Annotated in this window: 16 protein-coding genes and 1 other annotated feature; of the genes, 10 read left to right on the forward strand and 6 right to left on the reverse strand. The window is 52.1% G+C overall.

What is annotated here, in order from left to right; all coding sequences use genetic code 11:
- Positions 1-48: 48 nt before the first annotated feature.
- The gene (ettA, locus tag I2D83_RS03410; protein ID WP_015841807.1) at positions 49-1716 is read right to left on the reverse strand and encodes an energy-dependent translational throttle protein EttA; all 1668 of its coding nucleotides are present in this window, start codon (positions 1714-1716) and stop codon (positions 49-51) included.
- Positions 1717-2210: 494 nt separating this feature from the next.
- Between ettA and sltY the strand changes: the two genes are divergently transcribed.
- Complete coding sequence (gene sltY / locus I2D83_RS03415; protein WP_370294236.1) at positions 2211-4136, forward strand: murein transglycosylase; 1926 nt, start codon at positions 2211-2213, stop codon at positions 4134-4136.
- A gap of 72 nt (positions 4137-4208) precedes the next feature.
- The gene (gene trpR, locus I2D83_RS03420; RefSeq protein WP_015841805.1) at positions 4209-4556 is read left to right on the forward strand and encodes a trp operon repressor; all 348 of its coding nucleotides are present in this window, start codon (positions 4209-4211) and stop codon (positions 4554-4556) included.
- Positions 4557-4559: 3 nt separating this feature from the next.
- On the opposite strand, the gene yjjX is transcribed toward trpR, so the two are convergent.
- On the reverse strand, positions 4560-5099 hold the full coding sequence (yjjX, locus tag I2D83_RS03425) for an inosine/xanthosine triphosphatase (protein WP_015841804.1): 540 nt from the start codon (positions 5097-5099) through the stop codon (positions 4560-4562).
- A gap of 50 nt (positions 5100-5149) precedes the next feature.
- Here yjjX and gpmB point away from each other — a divergent pair, with 50 nt between their 5' ends.
- Positions 5150-5800 carry a 2,3-diphosphoglycerate-dependent phosphoglycerate mutase GpmB gene (gene gpmB, locus I2D83_RS03430; protein WP_181847230.1) on the forward strand — a complete coding sequence of 217 codons (651 nt, stop codon included), beginning with the start codon at positions 5150-5152 and terminating at the stop codon, positions 5798-5800.
- On the opposite strand, the gene robA is transcribed toward gpmB, so the two are convergent.
- Positions 5789-6676, reverse strand: a complete 888-nt coding sequence (robA, locus tag I2D83_RS03435; RefSeq protein WP_015841802.1) for an MDR efflux pump AcrAB transcriptional activator RobA — start codon at positions 6674-6676, stop codon at positions 5789-5791. The genes gpmB and robA overlap by 12 nt on opposite strands.
- A gap of 204 nt (positions 6677-6880) precedes the next feature.
- Here robA and creA point away from each other — a divergent pair, with 204 nt between their 5' ends.
- Positions 6881-7363, forward strand: a complete 483-nt coding sequence (gene creA / locus I2D83_RS03440; RefSeq protein WP_180776743.1) for a protein CreA — start codon at positions 6881-6883, stop codon at positions 7361-7363.
- 55 nt (positions 7364-7418) lie between these two features.
- Here creA and arcA read toward each other — a convergent pair whose 3' ends face one another.
- The gene (arcA, locus tag I2D83_RS03445; protein WP_010300511.1) at positions 7419-8135 is read right to left on the reverse strand and encodes a two-component system response regulator ArcA; all 717 of its coding nucleotides are present in this window, start codon (positions 8133-8135) and stop codon (positions 7419-7421) included.
- Positions 8136-8899: 764 nt separating this feature from the next.
- Between arcA and I2D83_RS03450 the strand changes: the two genes are divergently transcribed.
- From I2D83_RS03450 to thrC, 5 genes are all read left to right on the forward strand, one after another.
- On the forward strand, positions 8900-9586 hold the full coding sequence (locus tag I2D83_RS03450; protein ID WP_181829365.1) for a tRNA/rRNA methyltransferase: 687 nt from the start codon (positions 8900-8902) through the stop codon (positions 9584-9586).
- Between the two features lie 211 nt (positions 9587-9797).
- Positions 9798-9866 carry a thr operon leader peptide gene (gene thrL, locus I2D83_RS22560; protein WP_014916714.1) on the forward strand — a complete coding sequence of 23 codons (69 nt, stop codon included), beginning with the start codon at positions 9798-9800 and terminating at the stop codon, positions 9864-9866.
- Positions 9805-9920 (forward strand) — a sequence feature (Thr leader region). (Overlaps the previous gene by 62 nt.)
- Before the next feature lie 90 nt (positions 9921-10010).
- Complete coding sequence (thrA, locus tag I2D83_RS03460) at positions 10011-12470, forward strand: bifunctional aspartate kinase/homoserine dehydrogenase I (protein WP_205947547.1); 2460 nt, start codon at positions 10011-10013, stop codon at positions 12468-12470.
- 2 nt (positions 12471-12472) lie between these two features.
- On the forward strand, positions 12473-13402 hold the full coding sequence (thrB, locus tag I2D83_RS03465) for a homoserine kinase (protein WP_015841797.1): 930 nt from the start codon (positions 12473-12475) through the stop codon (positions 13400-13402).
- 3 nt (positions 13403-13405) lie between these two features.
- On the forward strand, positions 13406-14695 hold the full coding sequence (gene thrC / locus I2D83_RS03470) for a threonine synthase (protein WP_180776748.1): 1290 nt from the start codon (positions 13406-13408) through the stop codon (positions 14693-14695).
- Positions 14696-14767: 72 nt separating this feature from the next.
- Here thrC and yaaA read toward each other — a convergent pair whose 3' ends face one another.
- A complete protein-coding gene (gene yaaA / locus I2D83_RS03475; RefSeq protein WP_205947548.1) occupies positions 14768-15541 on the reverse strand; it encodes a peroxide stress protein YaaA in 774 nt (257 codons plus the stop codon).
- Between the two features lie 285 nt (positions 15542-15826).
- Between yaaA and tal the strand changes: the two genes are divergently transcribed.
- Positions 15827-16780: a transaldolase gene (gene tal / locus I2D83_RS03480; RefSeq protein ID WP_015841794.1), complete on the forward strand. Its 954-nt coding sequence runs from the start codon at positions 15827-15829 to the stop codon at positions 16778-16780.
- A gap of 77 nt (positions 16781-16857) precedes the next feature.
- On the opposite strand, the gene I2D83_RS03485 is transcribed toward tal, so the two are convergent.
- The gene (locus I2D83_RS03485) at positions 16858-17946 is read right to left on the reverse strand and encodes a GGDEF domain-containing protein (protein WP_181847223.1); all 1089 of its coding nucleotides are present in this window, start codon (positions 17944-17946) and stop codon (positions 16858-16860) included.
- Between the last annotated feature and the right edge of the window lie 323 nt (positions 17947-18269).

The raw sequence follows: 18269 nt of genomic DNA on the forward strand, positions 1-18269 counted from the left end.
GGCATTACCCGCATTGCGGGCCATTTATTTATAACGTTCGATAACGGCTTATTTCGCGATCTTCTTGTACTTGATGCGGTGTGGTTCCAGCGCATCGGCACCCAGCGTACGCTTTTTGTATTCTTCGTATTCGGTAAAGTTACCTTCGAAGAATTCCACTTTACCTTCATCCTGATAATCCAGAATGTGTGTTGCGATACGGTCGAGGAACCAACGGTCATGCGAGATCACCATGGCACAGCCCGGGAATTCCAGCAGGGCGTTTTCTAGCGCGCGCAGGGTTTCGATATCCAGGTCGTTGGTCGGTTCATCGAGCAGCAGCACGTTGCCGCCGACCTGCAACAGCTTCGCCAGATGCAGACGACCGCGTTCACCACCGGACAGCTCGCCAACGCGTTTGCCTTGATCAACCCCTTTGAAGTTGAAACGGCCAACGTACGCGCGGCTTGGCATCTCGGTGTTGCCGATACGCATGATGTCTTGTCCGCCGGACACTTCTTCCCAGACGGTTTTGCTGTTGTCCATCGCATCACGGAACTGGTCAACTGACGCCAGTTTCACTGTTTCACCCAGCTCGATTGTACCGCTATCTGGCTGCTCCTGACCGGACATCATACGGAACAGCGTCGATTTACCGGCGCCGTTCGGGCCGATAATGCCGACAATGGCACCTTTCGGTACGGAGAAAGACAGCCCGTCGATGAGCTGGCGTTCGCCGTAAGATTTGCTGAGGTTAGTGACTTCCACCACTTTATCGCCGAGGCGAGCACCAGGCGGAATAAACAGTTCGTTGGTTTCGTTACGTTTCTGGTATTCCGTGTTGTTCAGCTCTTCAAAGCGTGCCAGACGAGCCTTACCTTTGGACTGACGGCCTTTGGCACCTTGACGCACCCATTCCAGCTCTTTCTCAATGGATTTACGGCGTGCTGCTTCCTGAGAGGCTTCCTGTGCCAGACGCTGATCTTTCTGCTCCAGCCAGGAAGAGTAGTTACCTTCCCACGGAATCCCTTCGCCACGGTCCAGCTCCAGAATCCAGCCCGCTACGTTATCGAGGAAGTAACGGTCGTGGGTAATCGCCACAACAGTGCCCTCGAAGTCGTGCAGGAAGCGTTCCAGCCAGGCTACGGACTCGGCATCCAGGTGGTTGGTTGGTTCGTCGAGCAGCAACATGTCCGGCTTTTCCAGCAGCAGACGGCACAGTGCCACGCGGCGACGTTCACCCCCGGACAGGTTGGCGATTTTCGCATCCCACTCCGGCAAGCGCAGCGCATCGGCAGCGCGCTCCAACTGGTTATTCAGATTGTGACCGTCATGTGCCTGAATGATTTCTTCCAGCTTGCCTTGCTCAGCAGCCAGTTTATCGAAATCTGCATCCGGGTCGGCATACAGTGCATAGACTTCATCAAGACGCTTCAGCGCGGTCACGACTTCAGACACCGCTTCTTCTACGGATTCACGTACGGTGTGCTCCGTATTTAACTGCGGTTCCTGCGGCAAGTAGCCGATTTTGATTCCAGGTTGTGGGCGAGCTTCGCCCTCGATGTCCGTATCAATGCCAGCCATAATACGCAACAGCGTTGATTTACCGGCTCCGTTCAGACCCAGTACGCCGATCTTGGCACCGGGGAAAAAACTGAGGGAGATGTTTTTCAGAATGTGACGCTTCGGCGGAACGACCTTACCGACGCGATGCATGGTATAAACATATTGAGCCACGTTGCGACTTCGCCTCTCTCTTATCTCTATGATTTGTCAACCTAATAGGGTGACCATGTGTAGCACTGTGCTACTTAATACTCAGTGATGCCGCCCGGGGAATGCCCTGGCAGCGGATTGATTATTCTAATTGCATGACTTTGAGTATGAAGTGTAGCGGGTTTCAGCCCACGATCCCAGCTATCCGGCGATTTGCCATGGCCGATCTGAGAGATAGACCCGCCTGATGAATTTCAGAATCGGTTTGCGGATCGACGTATCGTTGTCTGGCATGATGTGCCACACTGGATCTGCCCGATATATCCGTCATACTTCAAGTTGCTTGTGCGTTGGCTGCCCTTACTCACCCCAGTCACTTACCTGAGTAAGCTCCTGGGGATTCATGCGGTTGCCGCCTTCACGCCACTTGAATTATTTTGGGTATAGGATAGGGGTATCGATACGATGAAGGATGCCGATAGCAAGTTCGATAACGGATGAGGTTAATGCAGGTGATGAAAGCGGGTCATTGGTGGTACGCCGTTGCGGCGATATGTCTGGCTGGGGCCTCCGGCCATGTGCTGGCGGATTCTCTGGACGAACAGCGTCAGCGCTATCAGCAGGTTAAGCAAGCATGGGACAGCAACCAAATGGACACGGTAGCGCAGCTGATGCCGACGCTGCGCAGTTACCCGCTTTATCCTTATCTTGAATACCGCTCGCTCACGCAGGACCTGAGCCAGGTCAGCGCGACGCAGGTGAGACAGTTTATGGCAACGCATCCGACGCTGCCGCCCGCCCGTAATCTCAACACCAGCTTTGTGAATGAACTGGCGCGTCGTCAGGACTGGATCGGGCTGTTGGCATTTAGTCCGCAGCCACCGAAACCGGTCAGCGCCCGCTGTAACTTTTATTATGCCCAGTGGGCCACTGGTCAGCGTCAGGGCGTGTGGGAAGCCACGCGTGATATCTGGCTGACCGGGCGTTCGCTCCCTGCCGTATGCGATAAACTCTTCTCAGCCTGGCAGCAGGCGGGCGAACAGACGCCGCTGACGACGCTGGAACGCGCGCGTCTGGCGATGGATGAAGGCAGCAGTAGTCTGGTGAGTTACCTCATCAAACAGTTACCCGACGATTATAAAACGATGGGCGATGCGCTGCTAAAACTCCAGAACGATCCGAATTCGCTGGAGAGCTTCGCTCGTAGCGTCGGGCCAACGGATTTCACCCGGAAAGTCACGCTGTCGGCCTTTACGCGCACGGCGCGTCAGGATGCCGATAATGCCCGTTCGATGCTGCCAGTGATTGTCCGTCTACAGAAAATGAGCGCCGCAGAACGTCAGGAGATGGAAGAAACTATTGCCTGGCGGTTGATGGGCAACGATGCCACCTCAGAGCAGGCACAGTGGCGGGATGGCGTGGTGCGGCGGAGTACATCGACCACCTTGCTGGAACGCCGTGTACGGATGGCGTTGGGCGCTGGCGATCGTCAGGGGCTGACGAGCTGGATGGCGCGCTTGCCGGCAGAGGCGTTACAGAAAGATGAATGGCGTTACTGGCGCGCGGTGGTGCTGTTGGATCAGGGCAAGCGTCAGGAAGGTGAGACGCTATTACGCAGCCTGATGCAGGAGCGCGGGTTCTATCCTATGGCGGCAGCGCAGAAGCTCAACGAGCGCTACCCCATTACGATCATGACAGCGGTGAAGCCAGATCCTTCTTTGACCCAGCTACCGGAAGTTGCCCGTGTGCGGGAGTTGATGTTTTGGCAGATGGATAATCTGGCGCGCAGCGAGTGGGTCGGGCTGGTAGCGAACCGCAGCAAACCGCAGCAGGAAGCGCTGGCTCGCTATGCGTTTGAACAGCGCTGGGCGGATTTGAGCGTGCAGGCAACGATTGTCGCGAAGCTGTGGGATCATCTGGAAGAACGTTTCCCGCTGGCCTGGAATGATGAATTCCGCCGTGAAACGCAGGGGAAAGGCATTAGCCAAAGCTATGCGATGGCGATCGCACGTCAGGAGAGCGCCTGGAACCCGAAAGCACGTTCCCCGGTTGGCGCATCAGGCTTGATGCAGTTGATGCCAGCCACGGCACAGCATACTGCCAAAATGAGCAATATCACGTTCTATACGAACAGCAGCCAGCTGTTCGATCCTGAAACCAATATTCTGTTGGGAACGAGCTATCTGGAGTACGTGTACCAGACATTTGGCCGTAACCGCATTCTGTCTTCCGCGGCTTATAACGCTGGGCCATCGCGCGTGAATACCTGGTTGAGAAACAGTGCGGGGCGCATCGATCCCGTTGCGTTCATCGAAAGTATTCCGTTTTCGGAAACACGGGGCTACGTGAAAAATGTGCTGGCTTATGACGTCTTCTATCGTTATTTCCTGCACCAGCCCGCCAACGTGCTGACAGATGCGGAATGGCAGCGGCGTTATTGAGACGCGGCGTTGCGATCGTCACCTGAAATTGTGTTATGCTGCCGTACTAGTTAAATAGTATGGCAGCCCGTTATGACTCCGTTATCGCTTCTCGACCCGGCACTTTCTGAACAAGACAATGAGCACTGGCTACGCTTTGTCGCGCTATTGCAGCAGTCTATTGCGGAGGATCTGCAATTGCCGTTGCTCCAACTGCTACTGACGCCGGACGAGCGTACTGCGTTGGGAACGCGAGTGAGAATTGTGCAGGAACTGATGCGGGGTGAAATGAGTCAGCGTGAGCTGAAAAGCGAGTTAGGCGCGGGGATTGCTACCATCACGCGCGGTTCAAATAGCCTGAAAGCCGCGCCCCCCGCGTTAAAAAGCTGGCTGGAAGCGCAGTTGCTGTCGGCAGATAAACCGTTGGGTGACGACGCGTAACCGTTACGGTTTTGCGGCCTGAACGGGAATCTGATAGATCGGATTATGAAACGGCACCAGTGCCAGCAGCAGCGCCTGATGATACACGCTGGTACGTGACAGTTTGCCGTCGGTGAAGACGCCGATGGCACCACCTTTATGTTTAATATTCTGAACGCCCGTCAAACGTTCCATTTCATCGCCTAATTCCCGCCCTTCACGGATACCATGTAATATACTTTCTGGAAGGACCAGGCTGGCAGAGCGTGATTCGCCACGCAGGTGGGTGTTTTCGATCACCATCCAGGCGAACGTCATGCTTTCTTCAATACCTGCTTCGACACCGACCCAAAAATCGGCTTCCGGCCGCACTTGACGTGCCATCATGACGCGGTTTCTGGCGCCAGTACGGGTTTCGATAGAACCAAGAGGTTGACGCGGGACGCCGCTATCGACGTCAACGCCTTCGATGCGGCAGTTCTCTGCACCAAAGACATCGGTGAATGCTAGCGTAATAGCCTTAATCTTTGCCGGGTTGGTAGTTGCAGCAACAACGTGATACATAACAGTTTCGTACCTTTAGTTAATTTGACGCAGTATAACGGAAAATAACCATGTTACAGGTATATCTTGTTCGCCACGGCGAAACAGAATGGAATGTGGCTCGACGTATTCAAGGTCAATCGGACAGTGCGCTGACGCCAAGAGGTGAGCAACAGGCACAGCAAGTTGCTGAACGAATCAGGACGTTAGGGATTACGCATATTTTTACCAGCGATCTCGGAAGAACGCGTCAGACGACAGAAATCATCGCTAAATCCTGTGGTAATTGCCAGATAATCCTGGAACCCGGATTACGTGAATTGAACATGGGCATATTGGAAGCGCGCGATCTGGATTCGCTGAGCACCGAGGAGGAAGGGTGGCGTAAAGGGCTGGTGGATGGCACGCCCGATGGCCGTATCCCGGAAGGCGAATCGATGTCTGATGTGGCGCGACGCATGCACGGCGTTCTGGAGCGTTGTCTGGCGCTGCCTGCGGGAAGTCGTCCTTTGCTGGTTAGTCATGGGATGGCGCTGGGGTGCCTGCTGAGTACGGTTCTGGGGTTACCCGCCTCGGCTGAGCGGCGTTTGCGCTTACGCAACTGCTCCCTGTCGCGCATCGATTATCAGCAAAGTCCGTGGCTTGCACCGGGATGGGTGGTGGAAACGGCCGGAGATATCTCTCATCTGGATATTCCGGCACTGGATGAGTTACAGCGCTGAGAGCGGCTCTGGGTGCTGGATAGGGATAAAATACTCGCAGCGGATGATCGCGGGAATGTCATCTCGCTTTGTGCCGTCTGGATGGAAGCGTTCGGCATCAAATCCTTTACGGCGCGTGAGTTGGAAGGTCGGCAGACAGGTGTCATACAGCGTGATAATGAAATCCTGTAGCTCGTCTTTCGGCCCTTCAAAGACAAACATCGCGTAGTCGCCGCCCGGTAGCGTGATCGGCTCGCCCGTATGGACATCATCCGGTAGATACTGTGGCTCCAGCGCGGTGGTGTAGAGCACCTCGTGTTCGTCGTCTTTCTCTTTGCTCGGCCGTGAATGATGCAGCCCGTAAAGCACAGGGGGAACGGAGCAGGTTTCACCTAAAAATTGACGCCAATAGTGAACGCGAATTTCCGTACGGAAGTTACAAATCTGTTCCAGGCGGCAATTATAGGTTTGCGTTAGCCCAAGAAGCTGTGTTTCTGGCAGGGTAACAAATTCCGGTTGTGGCAGGGTAAACGCGCCGAGCCGGATCGGCGGACGAATGCCGAAAGTATTCCAATTATCGGAACGACGATAAGACGCGGGCGTTTGGGTAAACTGCTTTTTGAACGCGCGGGTAAAAGTCTGTTGTGAATCAAAACGGTATTGCAGAGCAATATCAAGGATAGGGCGGCTGGTCAGACAAAGTGCAACCGCCGCTTTGGTCAATCTCCGCGCTCGGATATATGAACCAATGGCATGGCCTGTCACGTCTTTGAACATTCTTTGCAGATGCCACTTGGAATAACCCGCTTTCGCCGCCACATTATCCAGTGATAGCGGTTGGTCGAGATGGCTTTCCAGCCAGTTAAGCAAGTCACGTATAATACCGGCTTGATCCATAATCTTCCTCATCAAACACATTGGGCGCGAGCGTATTGAGATCCCGCATCATAGCAATATTTTCACTTTGGTACTGCCGAAGATTTTTGAAAATATTCCGCAGGTAATTTGGATAAGGAGGATGACTATAGTGGTTTATTTTGTACATCCTCTTTTTAATTGTGGTTATTAATCGTTTGTCATGATTGTCACGAGGCCTGGAATATGAACATAAAACGCATCATGGGAGCGGGTCTGCTATTGCTATCCACCGCTGGCGTCGTCAGCGCGGAAGAGGTCGGGTCTGTCGATACTGCCTTTAAACTGCTGGGGCCAGACCATAAGATCGTGGTGGAAGCGTTTGACGACCCGGATGTCTCAAACGTGACCTGCTACATTAGCCGAGCCAAAACGGGCGGAATCAAGGGCGGATTAGGGCTGGCGGAAGACACGTCGGACGCGGCTATTTCCTGTCAGCAGGTTGGGCCGATTACGTTGTCCGATAAAATCAAAAACGCCGGTGACCGCGGTTCTGTAGTATTCCAGAAAAGAACCTCGCTGGTTTTCAAGAAATTGCAGGTTGTTCGCTTTTACGATCAAAAACGCAATGCGCTGATCTACCTTGCTTACTCCGATCGCTTAGTCGATGGATCGCCGAAAAATGCGTTAAGCGCGGTGCCGGTTATGCCGTGGGGAAAGAGTGAATAACGAGCGGTAAGACGGGAAAACAGCCGGAGCAGATGCCTGTTCCGGCTGAGAGGAATTAATTTTCCAGATCGCCACAGAAGCGGTAGCCTTCGCCGTGGATCGTCGCGATGATTTCCGGCGTGTCCGCAGTCGATTCAAAGTGCTTGCGGATACGGCGGATGGTGACGTCAACGGTGCGGTCATGCGGCTTAAGCTCGCGACCCGTCATTTTCTTCAGCAGCTCTGCACGAGACTGAATCTTGCCTGGGTTCTCGCAGAAGTGCAGCATGGCGCGGAATTCACTGCGCGGCAGCTTGTATTGTTCGCCAGCGGGGCTAATCAGAGAACGGCTATTGATGTCCAACTCCCAGCCGTTGAAGCGATAGCTTTCCACCAGACGGCGCTCTTCAGTGCCGCTGCCCAGATTCATGGTGCGTGACAGCAGGTTACGCGCGCGGATTGTCAATTCACGTGGGTTGAATGGTTTGGTGATGTAGTCATCCGCACCGATTTCCAGACCGAGAATCTTATCGACTTCATTGTCACGACCGGTGAGGAACATCAAGGCAACGGTGGCCTGCTCACGCAGTTCACGTGCCAGCAACAGGCCGTTCTTTCCTGGCAGGTTGATGTCCATGATCACCAGATTGATGTCATTTTCTGACAAAATGTGGTGCATTTCTGCGCCATCAGTGGCTTCGTGAACAACGTATCCTTCCGCCTCAAAAATGCTTTTGAGGGTATTACGAGTTACTAGCTCGTCTTCAACAATAAGAATGTGCGGCGTCTGCATGTTTGCTACCTAAAATTGCCAACTTAAATTATAGAAATCGGAAGTACAGAAGTCGCTGTCATACCCTGCTGGCCCGCTGGCTACAACGCCAGTTATTCCGGGTATTTCCCTGGAGCTTATCGAGGTAAACTACGCTCTCGCTCAACATCAGACTCAAGTACGTAAAGGCGTTACTGGTGTTCTTTCTCTACCCGCTTAGAGGTACTGCTAGCGGATGAGCGTGGCGCTAATTTAACTGCGCTCAAAGTGGCGCACAGTTTAACCTTATTAACAGCAACATAACAGTAAGCACGGATTTTGCCTGCTGATAAATCTACGGTTCTGTTGACATATATCAAATTTCATTTTAGCACGTTAACTATTTTGTGATAAACACTTATAGGATTGCCAGTTTACGTCACAATTTAGCACTTTTTATGAACGATTTAGCATAGTAAATGCTAATAATCATAATTGGCGCTACACATACGGTAGTGTTTTTATAACTTATTGAAATAAAATAATTTACCTTACTTTCCCTAGGGTTTTCTCTTCCTGCCCATTTTTGGACTCACCGATGTTTCCTACCGAAGGCCGAATTGATACCGGAAATTTTGTTGGTTTATTGTTAATTGCTCACGGTAACGATCAACACATCGCAGTGATCAACCAATAGTACTGATTAATCAACCGTTATCAGTGAATAGCGGTTGATGATGCCGCTGTTTTATTTAACGGTGAGTGGAGGCAGTGGCAGAACGTACGTAACCCATACTGAGGAGTTTATGCAGTTTCATATTATTTTGGTTGAGCCCGCTCGGGCAGAGAACGTAGGGGCAGCAGCCCGTGCGATGAAAACGATGGGATTCAGTAGCTTGCGTATTGTCGGTAGCACGGTGTACCAAGAGCCAGCGGCCCGTTGGGTAGCGCACGGTTCGGGAGATATTCTGGATAATGTACAGGTATTTTCCACGCTGGCTGACGCATTGGCAGATGTCGACTTTACGGTCGCGACCACCGCACGTAGCCGAGCTAAGTATCGCTATTACTGCACACCAACCGAATTGACTGGTGTATTGCAGGAGAAGGTGCAATGGATGGCTTCTGCGGCGCTGGTGTTTGGTCGGGAAGATGTTGGCCTGACGAATGAAGAGCTCGAACTGGCGGATGTGTTGACCGGCGTGCCGATGAAAGCGGATTACCCTTCACTGAATCTTGGTCAGGCGGTGATGGTGTACTGTTACCAACTGGCTGAACTGATGGACGTCAAATCGGAAGCGGTGCAGCCCGCTGTGGCGGGACAATTGTCGGCGTTGCACGATCGTTTGGATCGACTACTGGTGAATTTGGCGGTTGAGGATGATGAAAAATTGCGAGACTGGTTGCATCAGCGACTGGGGCGTTTAGAGCAGCGCGATACGGCAATGCTCCATCGATTGCTACACGACATTGAAAAAGGGTTGGCGAAATAAGATAGCAAGAATGGCTTTCTTGGCAGTCGAACATCTTGAAACGCGGATTTTAGCAATGGTTCGTCTGGAATATTCTCGTTTCGGCAGTGGGTTTAGCGGTAGACATTTTTTGTTCTGCGAGAAGAAAAAAAAGAAATCCGTTGACTTCAAAGGGCGATTGGCCTAACTAATAGGGCAGATAACTCTACTTCTAATGAGATTCGATTTTAGCATGCGCACTATCAGCCTGATCACCACGATTATTACCATCACCGATACAACCAGTAACGGTGCGGGCTGACGCATATAAAGATTCCAGAAAAAGCCCGCACCGAACAGTGCGGGCTTTTTTTTTACGGCAGGTTATCCTCAGCGCCGCCTGAAAGCGGCATACAAAAAACGCTTTCGGCGTTTGGTTGGCAGAAATTCAGGAGAAAAGATAAAAATGCGAGTGTTGAAATTTGGCGGGACTTCAGTAGCAAATGCGGAGCGTTTTGCGCGCGTTGCCGACATCATCGAAAACAACGCGCGCCAGGGACAGGTCGCTACCATATTGTCCGCTCCGGCGAAAATTACCAACCATCTGGTTGCCATGATTGAAAAAACCGTCGCCGGACAAGATATCCTGCCTCATTTGAATGACGCTGAAACGATCTTTTCTTCGCTGCTGCAAGGCCTTGCAGCGTCTCAACCCGGTTTTGACCATGCCCGCCTGAAAGCATTTGTGGATCAGGAATTTGCACAGTTGAAACACGTTCTGCATGGCATCGCGCTGCTGGGTCAGTGCCCTGACAGCGTGAACGCCGCGATTATCTGCCGGGGTGAAAAACTGTCTATCGCCATCATGGAAGCGGTCTTCCATGCGCGCGGTTATGGCGTTTCCGTCATCAACCCGGTCGAGAAGCTACTGGCGCAGGGACACTATCTCGAATCCACCGTGGATATCACGGAATCGACTCGCCGTATCGCTGAAAGCGCCATCCCCAAAGATCATGTCATCCTGATGGCGGGCTTTACTGCGGGTAACGACAAAGGCGAACTGGTGGTGTTGGGCCGCAATGGTTCTGACTATTCCGCCGCTGTGCTGGCCGCGTGTTTGCGTGCAGACTGCTGTGAGATCTGGACCGATGTGGACGGCGTGTATACCTGCGATCCGCGTCAGGTGCCGGACGCTCGATTATTGAAATCGATGTCCTATCAGGAGGCGATGGAGCTGTCCTATTTCGGCGCCAAAGTCCTCCACCCTCGCACCATCGCTCCTATCGCCCAGTTCCAAATTCCCTGCCTTATCAAAAACACCGAAAATCCTCAGGCTCCCGGTACGCTCATCGGCATGGACAGCTCGGATACGCAGTATCCGGTAAAAGGCATCACCAACCTGAACAACATGGCGATGATTAACGTTTCCGGCCCCGGCATGAAAGGCATGGTTGGCATGGCGGCGCGCGTGTTCGCGGCGATGTCGCGTGCGGGCATTTCGGTGGTGCTGATCACGCAGTCGTCTTCTGAATACAGCATCAGCTTCTGCGTATCACAAAACGAACTGGCGCGTGCCAGAAAAACGCTGGAAGACGAGTTCTATCTGGAACTGAAAGAAGGCGTGCTGGAGCCGCTGGATGTGATGGAACGTCTGGCGATCCTCTCTGTCGTGGGGGATGGCATGCGCACGCTGCGCGGTCTGTCTGCGCGTCTGTTCTCCGCGTTGGCGACGGCCAATATCAATATCGTGGCTATCGCACAGGGTTCCTCCGAGCGCTCTATCTCCGTTGTAGTGAACAATGATGTGGCCACCACTGGCGTACGTGTTGCTCACCAGATGCTGTTTAACACCGATCAGGTGATCGACGTGTTTGTGATCGGCGTCGGTGGCGTGGGCGGCGCGCTGCTGGAGCAGATTCACCGTCAGCAATCGTGGCTGAAAGACAAGCATATTGACCTGCGTGTGTGTGGGATTGCCAATTCCAAAGCCATGCTGACCAATATTAACGGCGTTTCGATGGATAACTGGCGCGAAGAGCTGGCGAAAGCCCGCGAGCCATTCAATCTGGGCCGTCTGATTCGTTTGGTGAAAGAGTATCACCTGCTGAATCCGGTTATCGTTGACTGTACGTCGAATCAGGCGGTGGCCGATCAGTACGTGGATTTCCTGGCCGATGGTTTCCACGTGGTGACCCCAAACAAGAAAGCCAACACCGGGTCGATGAATTATTATCACCAACTGCGCAGTGCTGCGGCGAAATCCCGCCGCCGTTTCCTGTATGACACGAACGTTGGTGCAGGCCTGCCGGTGATTGAGAACCTGCAAAACCTGCTGAATGCGGGTGATGAGCTGATTCGCTTTACCGGTATTCTCTCTGGCTCGCTGTCCTTTATTTTCGGTAAACTCGATGAAGGCATGTCGCTGTCGGCAGCGACCACGCAGGCGAAAGAGAAAGGCTATACCGAACCCGATCCGCGCGACGATCTGTCCGGTATGGACGTGGCGCGTAAGCTGCTGATTCTGGCACGTGAAGCGGGTTATCAGTTGGAGCTGGGCGATATTGAGGTGGAATCTGTTCTGCCTACCAGCTTCGATGCCTCCGGCGATGTCGCCAGCTTCATGCAGCGTCTGCCGTCGGTAGACGATGAGTTTGCCAGCCGTGTTGCACAAGCGCGCGATGAAGGTAAAGTGTTGCGCTATGTCGGTGTCATTGAAGAAGGTCGCTGTAAGGTCAAGATCAGCGCCGTTGGTGGCAACGATCCACTGTTTAAAGTCAAAGATGGTGAGAATGCGCTGGCATTCTACAGCCGTTATTATCAGCCACTGCCGCTCGTCTTGCGCGGTTATGGCGCGGGTAACGATGTTACCGCTGCTGGTGTGTTCGCAGATTTGCTGCGCACCTTGTCATGGAAGTTGGGAGCATAATTATGGTTAAGGTGTATGCACCTGCATCAATCGGTAACGTCAGCGTTGGGTTTGATGTGCTGGGTGCGGCCGTTTCGCCGGTAGACGGTTCATTGCTGGGAGATTGCGTCTCTGTTGAGGCTGCCGATCTGTTCAGCCTGCGTAATGAAGGACGTTTTGTTAGCAAACTGCCGGACAACCCGAAAGAAAACATTGTGTATCAATGTTGGGAGCTTTTCTGTCAGGAAATTGGCAAAACCGTGCCGGTGGCGATGACGCTTGAAAAGAATATGCCGATTGGCTCAGGGCTGGGTTCCAGCGCCTGTTCTGTCGTCGCCGGACTGATGGCGATGAACGAATTTTGCGGTAAGCCGCTGGATGATACCCGTTTGCTGACGCTGATGGGCGAGCTGGAAGGGCGCATTTCCGGCAGCGTTCACTACGATAATGTTGCTCCGTGTTTCCTCGGCGGTGTCCAACTGATGCTGGAAGAAAACGGCATTATCAGCCAGCCGGTACCATCGTTCGATGACTGGCTGTGGGTCATGGCGTATCCGGGGATTAAAGTCTCTACCGCCGAAGCGCGCGCGATTCTGCCAGCGCAATATCGTCGTCAGGATTGCATCAGCCACGGCCGTTATCTGGCCGGTTTCATTCACGCTTGCCATACCGGACAGGCTGCGCTGGCGGCGAAACTGATGAAGGATGTCATCGCGGAACCTTATCGTACGAAACTGCTGCCCGGCTTTGCGGCCGCACGTCAGGCTGCCGAAGATATCGGGGCGCTGGCCTGCGGTATTTCCGGCTCTGGCCCGACGTTATTCTCCGTTTGCAACGACATGACGAGCGCACAGCGCCTGGCAGACTGGCTGCGGGATAACTATTTGCAGAACGATGAAGGTTTTGTTCATATTTGCCGTCTTGATACGACTGGCGCACGACAACTGGGATAACGCATGAAACTGTACAACCTTAAAGATCATAACGAGCAGGTCAGCTTTGCTCAGGCTATCAAGCAAGGGCTGGGTAGCCAGCAAGGGCTGTTCTTCCCGCTGGATCTGCCGGAATTTGAGCGCACCGAAATCGACGCGCTGCTGGATCTGGATTTCGTTACCCGCAGCAGCCGTATTCTGTCTGCGTATATCGGCGATGAAATTGCGGCTGAAACCGTGTTCGAGCGCGTAAAAGCAGCATTTGCGTTCCCTGCGCCGGTTGCACCGGTAGCGGAAGATATCGCCGCACTGGAACTGTTCCACGGTCCGACGCTGGCCTTTAAAGATTTCGGCGGCCGCTTTATGGCGCAAATGCTGACGGAAGTGTCTGGCGACGAGAAAATTACCATTCTGACGGCGACCTCTGGCGACACTGGTGCAGCCGTGGCGCATGCCTTCTACGGTCTGGAAAATGTCCGCGTTGTGATTTTGTATCCGCAGGGCAAGATCAGTCCATTGCAGGAAAAACTGTTCTGTACGCTGGGTGGCAACATTCACACCATCGCTGTCGACAGCGATTTTGATGCCTGCCAGGCATTGGTGAAAAAGGCATTTGATGATGAAGAACTGAAAAAGGCAATTGGCCTGAACTCGGCAAACTCCATCAATATCAGCCGTCTGCTGGCACAAATTTGCTACTACTTTGAAGCCGTTGCACAACTGCCGCAGGAAGCGCGTAATCAACTGGTGGTTTCTGTGCCGAGCGGTAACTTCGGCGATCTGACCGCCGGTCTGCTGGCAAAATCGCTTGGACTGCCGATTAAGCGCTTCATCGCAGCGACCAACGCCAATGACACCGTGCCACGTTTTCTGAGCAGTGGAAATTGGGAGCCGAATAAAACGGTGGCAACCTTATCCAACGCGATGGACGTGAGCCAGCCGAACAACTGGCCGCGTGTGGAAGAGCTGTTCCGTCGTAAAAACTGGCAGCTGAAAACGCTGGGCTTTGGCGCGGTGAGCGATGAGACCACGAAAGAAACCATGCATGAGCTGGATGCGCTAGGCTATGTTTCTGAGCCGCACGCGGCGATTGCTTATCGTTTGCTGCGCGATCAACTGCAAGCTGGCGAGTTCGGCCTGTTCCTGGGGACGGCGCACCCGGCGAAATTTAAGGAAAGCGTAGAAGCCATTCTGGGCAAAGAACTGGATCTGCCGGAAGCGCTGGCTGAGCGTGCCGATCTGGATCTGCTGTCGCACCACTTCCCGGATGATTTCGCGAAGCTGCGTGAATTCCTGATGTCGCTGCCGAAGTAATTTTGTTGTAACGGATAGCGATAAAGACTGAAAGGTAAGGGCGGAAAATTCCGCCCTTTTTACGTTTTCGGCTTACTGCTCGTGGCGCTTAAATACCAGTTCATCAGCCGAAGAGTCCGCAGCCTCGAAGAAGTAACCGTCCAGATTGAATGCTTTCAACTGCTCTGGTTGGGTCAGGCGGTTTTGAATAATGAAACGACTCATCAGGCCGCGCGCTTTCTTGGCGTAGAAACTGATTACCTTGAATTTGCCGTTTTTTTCATCCAAAAAGACGGGTTTGATCAGGAGGGCATTGAGCTTTTTCGGTTTGACGGCTTTGAAATATTCGTCTGATGCCAGATTAACCAGCACATCGTCACCTTGCTCGCGCAACGCCTGATTCAGTTTTTCGGTAATGATGTCGCCCCAGAAGCTGTAGAGATCTTTACCGGCTTTATTTTCCAGCTTGGTGCCCATTTCCAGCCGGTACGGCCGCATCAAGTCCAGCGGGCGCAACACGCCATACAGGCCTGACAGCATACGCAGATGCTGCTGGGCGAAATCGAAGTCATCCTCGCTGAAATCTTCTGCGGCCAATCCGGTATAGACGTCACCCTTAAATGCCAGCAGCGCCTGACGTGCGTTCTCCGGTGTGAAATCTGGGTGCCACTCGCTAAAGCGGCCTGCGTTCAGGTCAGCCAGTTTATCGCTGATGCTCATCAGCGAGGCGATCTGTGCTGGCGTCAGTTTTTTACATACATCAATCAACTGACTGGAATAATCCAGAAGTTCCGGCTGCGTATAACGCGTCGTGGCCAAAGGACTGGTGTAGTCGAGCGTTTTTGCAGGTGAAATAGTAATAAGCATGCGCCATGTCCTGTCGGTCTGGTTTTTGATGCACCTACTATAGCAAGAACCCGATAAGAAAGCGGCGATGGCTATAATAGCTTCATCTTTCAAGACGCTTCAATTTTCAAGTGCAATAATTTCAGTCGGGTAAGAGATGGGCGGTTCGGGCAGGATTAACAGCTGGCTTGCGCGGGAAAGTGCGCGTGTTATTATCAGATTTCGGCGCAAAACAGACGGCCACCCGATTAGATAACAAGTCGATTCATTCACGAGCACCACGTATAAACAACGAGACATGCCAACATGACGGATAAACTGACTTCCCTACGCCAATTGACCACGGTTGTAGCTGATACCGGCGATATTGCGGCAATGAAACTGTACCAACCGCAAGATGCGACCACCAACCCTTCACTGATTCTGAACGCGGCGCAAATTCCTGAATACCGCAAGCTGATCGACGAGGCGATTGCCTGGGCGCGCGAGCAGAGCAGCGATCGCAAACAGCAGGTCGTTGATGCTACGGACAAACTGGCGGTCAACATTGGTCTCGAAATTTTAAAATTAATCCCAGGCCGCATCTCTACAGAAGTGGATGCACGTTTGTCTTATGACACCGAAGCCAGCGTGGCGAAGGCAAAACACCTGATCAAACTGTACAACGACGCGGGTATCAGCAACGAGCGTATCCTGATTAAGCTGGCGTCAACCTGGCAGGGTATCCGCGCGGCGGAGCAGCTTGAAAAAGAAGGCATCAACTGTAACCTGACGCTGCTGTTCTCCTTTGCACAGGCGCGCGCTTGTGCTGAAGCGGGCGTATTCCTGATTTCACCGTTTGTTGGCCGTATCCTCGACTGGTACAAAGCCAATGGTGATAAGAAAGAGTTCGCACCACACGAAGATCCGGGCGTGGTTTCCGTTAGCGAAATCTATGATTACTACAAAGAGCACGGCTATGAAACCGTCGTGATGGGCGCGAGCTTCCGTAACGTTGGCGAAATTCTGGAACTGGCCGGGTGTGACCGCTTGACGATCGCCCCTGCGCTGTTGAAAGAGCTGTCAGAAAGCGAAGGCGAAGTAGTTCGCAAGCTGTCTTACGCTGGTGAGGTGAAAGTTCGCCCGGCGAAAATGACGGAAGCGGAGTTCTACTGGCAGCACAACCAGGATCCAATGGCGATTGATAAACTGGCAGACGGAATCCGTAAATTTGCTATCGACCAGGAAAAACTGGAAAAGATGATTGCCGATTTACTGTAAGTATTCTGCTAATAAAAATAGCCGGGATTCCCGGCTATTTTTTTGTCTGCGATTTGTTATCACAGAGTGGGATAAGCCTATTTTGCCGTCGCGTTACGGGTTTTCTTCGCGGTATAAAGATTGTCATCGGCACGCTTCATCACTTCGATAAGATCTTCTTTAGCGACATGGTATTCAACCAGACCAATACTGACCGTTAGCCTGATTTTCCCTGCAGCGGTTTCACAAGGTGTATTGCTAACGCGTTCTCTCGCTCTATCCACGATGGTGTACGCATCGTCTATTCCGGTATTCGGTAAAACGATTGCGAATTCATCGCCGCCAATACGACCAAAAATATCTTCGCGGCGAAATGATTTTTTGAAGGTGTCGGCAACAAACTTCAAAGCATCATCACCGACGCTATGACCAAAGCTATCATTCACCTGTTTAAAGTAGTCGATGTCGATCAGAATAACGCTAACGGGGCGCTTGGTGAGATTGGCGATACTAAAAGCTTTATTGGCCGCCAGGAAGAACGCATCTCGCCGTAAATAGCCAGTGAGGTCGTCATATCTGGCAATGATAGGCAATTCTATCAGGTATTTTTTCGCCAGAAGCGACAGCAAACTGCCTAAGATGGCAGAAAGTATTACAACGCTTAGAATGATCGTCGCGGAGCCAAGAGACGTCAGCGTATACAAAAACGAAGGTGGGGGTGTTGCGGACGTGGTTCTAATCCGAATACCCAATAATTCATCTGTGGGCGATAGCACCGGAAATATGATGGTAAGGGTGCCTTTGCCTGCATACTCACCAATTGATGGCAGTTTATTCTGACAGATACGGATAATCGCCATATCATTAAATGTCAGGTCCGATGACGATAATCGATTAATACATTCGCTACGAACGTCGCGCGTATTAAATACCCATGTTCTCATCCGTGCAGAGACATAGGAGCCTGTTTTTCGAGTAATGTCAGCCTCTGTTACCTCTCCACCCGCATTATAGGATTCATATGTCTTGATGGTGATGTCCAGATTTTGCCGTTCTACTTTCCATGCGTTTCTGCTTGCTTCATGAGTAAGAAAGATAGTGATAAAAAAAGAAATAAATCCAAACAGGAAGAAGGCCGAGGTAGGGTGTGAAAATAGCTTTAATATCTTATATTTAAGATCGTTCATGGCGACTTCCTTGATAGGGCTTTTTTACTTATTGTGATACTAAAGAAGTGCTTTAATTTTATCATATTATTCGATTTTACGTGATGTTCTGTCGTGGCGGATTTCATCCTTTTTCTCTTTAATCTATCGGCTTATTTCATTCGCCCTTAATGGGTAAGCGATTTTTTTTATACGTCTGCTATTTTTAAATTTTAACCGCGCTGCTGTATTACTAACCCAAGTGATTTTTTTGCTTTTTTGAGACGCTATTTAATAGTTATTATCAAGTGTAGTGATGAACACGGCGTGAAATAACAGATGTCGCGTGAATTTCCTCATGAGAT

Origin of the sequence: Pectobacterium aroidearum (genome assembly GCF_015689195.1) — a bacterium.
Lineage (GTDB): Bacteria > Pseudomonadota > Gammaproteobacteria > Enterobacterales > Enterobacteriaceae > Pectobacterium > Pectobacterium aroidearum.